Source organism: Kitasatospora humi, from assembly GCF_020907985.1.
In the GTDB taxonomy this organism is placed as follows: domain Bacteria; phylum Actinomycetota; class Actinomycetes; order Streptomycetales; family Streptomycetaceae; genus Kitasatospora; species Kitasatospora humi.
On record NZ_JAJJPA010000123.1, the window covers coordinates 1 to 2,467 of the forward strand.

At 62.5% G+C, this 2,467-nt stretch carries 1 protein-coding gene; it reads right to left on the bottom strand.

What is annotated here, in order from left to right:
- Positions 1–120: 120 nt before the first annotated feature.
- Positions 121–1,932 (bottom strand): reverse transcriptase/maturase family protein, encoded by a 1,812-nt coding sequence (locus LN042_RS36640; RefSeq protein WP_230055796.1) that lies wholly within the window; start codon positions 1,930–1,932, stop codon positions 121–123.
- Positions 1,933–2,467: the final 535 nt, after the last annotated feature.

A 2,467-nucleotide genomic window follows, 5' to 3' on the forward strand; every position in this document is an offset into this window, starting at 1 on the left:
AGTACCGGTAGGCCACCGGCGAGGTGCCCGCGTGTGCGGGTCCTTTTCCAGTGGCCCCCGGCCCGAACCCGCCGTGCACCTTTCGATGCAGCGGGCTCTCCAGTGACTACTACGTGTTCCTCATCCGTGGTCTGCGTGGATGCGTTGATGGCAGGGCGAGCAGACCACGAGGGTTCTGCGCCGTTTCCCCAACATCGTTTGCGCCCATGCTGGTTGTTCTTCCTTGCTGCGGAGCTCTGCGAGGGAGCGGACTTGGTGAACTTCCAACCGGGTTCGCTGATCGCAGAGTTCGCACCATCCCTTGCGGAGCCGGTCGATGAGCTGGCTGCCGCGTGGGCGGCTGCGCGGGGTGAACTGGGTGGGCGGCAGGTCGTTGATGACAGCCGTCCTCTTGCGGGTGAGGGGGATACCACCGAACCGCGCGGTCAGTGGTTTCCTGCCTGCTCGTTCGACCCGGGCCTCGAAGCACCTGCGTGGTCCCTGAGGTGTCGCGATGGTCGTCTTGTACTTGTTGGCCATCGCGGTCACCGTCGACCGGTGCTTGGCGGCCAGGGTCTTGAGCATGGAGGTCAGCATGACCCTCTTGAGCCGGTCGAGTTTCCAGACGTCGCCGGCGAGCAGGTAGTACTGAACGATGCCCCGGTACTGGGCTCCGTAGAGGCTGACGATGTCGAAGGGTGTGCATTCGGTCAGCTGGAGCAGGTGCTCGGGTTTGCCGTGCTTGAGGTAGGGGGCGCATTTGGCTTTGATCACGGCCCTGGGCACGCGGAGTTGGATCTTCCCGTTGATGGAGCGCAGGCCTCGATTGATGCGGCCGCCCCGGGAGATCTTGGCATCGGCGTGCTGGACGGTGATCTCGTAGCCGAGGAAACGCGCGGCCTGGGTGCGGCCGTGGGTGATCAGGGTCTTGTCCTGGTTCAGTTCCAACTTGAGGTCGTCGCGCAGGAATTGACTCAGGCACTGTTTGATCGTCTCGGCTTCGGCCTTGGGTCCGATGAACCCGAGGAGGTGATCGTCCGCGTAGCGGATGTAACGCAGCCTTCGGTAGCCGGAGTCACGGGGATCGCCGACCGGAAGGTCTCGTAACTGTTTGCGCCACTCGCGGACTTGAGCGGACTCGGTGTGTTCCTTTCTTCTCGCGTGCCGCTGCCGGGCAGCCCAGATCGCGTTCTCCACCTTCTGGTAGGCGGGGTTCTTGCGCCTGGTTTTTCCTCGGGTGTATTCCGGAATGAGAACTGTTTCGACGAACGTGTCCAGTCGGTCCATGTAGATGTTGGACAGGAGAGGGGAGAGGACGCCGCCTTGCGGGGCACCCGACAAGGTGGCATGCCACCTCCAGTCTTCCAAGTATCCGGCCTTCAGCATCTGTTGGATGAGGCGCAGGAACCGGTTGTCGTGGATCTTCTCCGCCAGGATCGCCGCCATGACGTCATGGTCGATCGACCCGAAGCAGTCGGAGATGTCTCCCTCGATGAACCAGGTCGTCCCGGTCCAGTTGTGTGCCACCTCGGACAATGCCGTGTGACAGCCCCGGCGAGGACGGAAACCGTGGGATCGGCCGGAAAAACGGGGCTCGTAATAGGCCTCCAGGAGGAGGCGGATCACTTCACCCACAAGCTTGTCCGACCAGGACGGCAGGCCCAGGGGCCTCAACTTCCCATTGGTTTTCGGGATGTAGGTGCGTCGCACTGGTGCGAAGCGGTAGCGCTCGTGGCGCATGGCTTCGATGATGCGTCCGATCTTGGCCTCGGACATGCCGTCTGCGGTCTCCCCGCAGGCCCCGGGAGTCATCGCGCCGTGGTTGGCGTAGATGCGCCCGTAGGCGAGCAGATACAGGTTCGGGTTGAACAGCTGTCGATACAGTTCTTCGCACGGCAGGCCGCGCCTGCCGCGTTCACGCAGGACATCAAGTACCGTTTCGGCGTTCTGCATTACGCATACCTCCCAGCAACGTGATATCCGGTCACCTGGCCCCCTTCGCCCTGTGGGCGGCTTTCCCGCCCGCCTTGGCAGGTCGTGACTCCTGCGACTACTACGGGGCCTCCGTCACCGTGGGACTCGCGTCCTTTAGGTGATCCCATGTTCGTCTCTGTCATACGTGTCTAGCGTGACGTAGGCGCCCCATTCATCTCCTTGAATTCCCTCACTGGGAATCGATCCGCCACCCGAAGGGTGTGGTGGATACGCAATTACTCCACCACAGGGCGCGGCGCCGGTGTCAGGCACAGGTTTCCGACGGATGTCGGGCATTCCATCCTCTGGAGATTGGGGTTCAGGCAGTCCAGCTTTCGCCATATCACGCGGGCCCCTCAGCGCATCGCTTCCGTGCCTGAACACGACCGCTGATTTTTCTGGCATGCTACTGTCCCCTTCACCTTTCGGATCCAGGTAAGCCATCAGGCCCAGGAACCTCCCTTCCGTTCCTCCCGGTTGAGCCGGGGATATGACAGAGCGCTTCATGGCGCAC

Excerpts from the sequence above, each read along its gene's own strand:
- LN042_RS36640 (WP_230055796.1), bottom strand. The coding sequence starts at position 1,932 with ATGCAGAACGCCGAAACGGTACTTGATGTCCTGCGTGAACGCGGCAGG.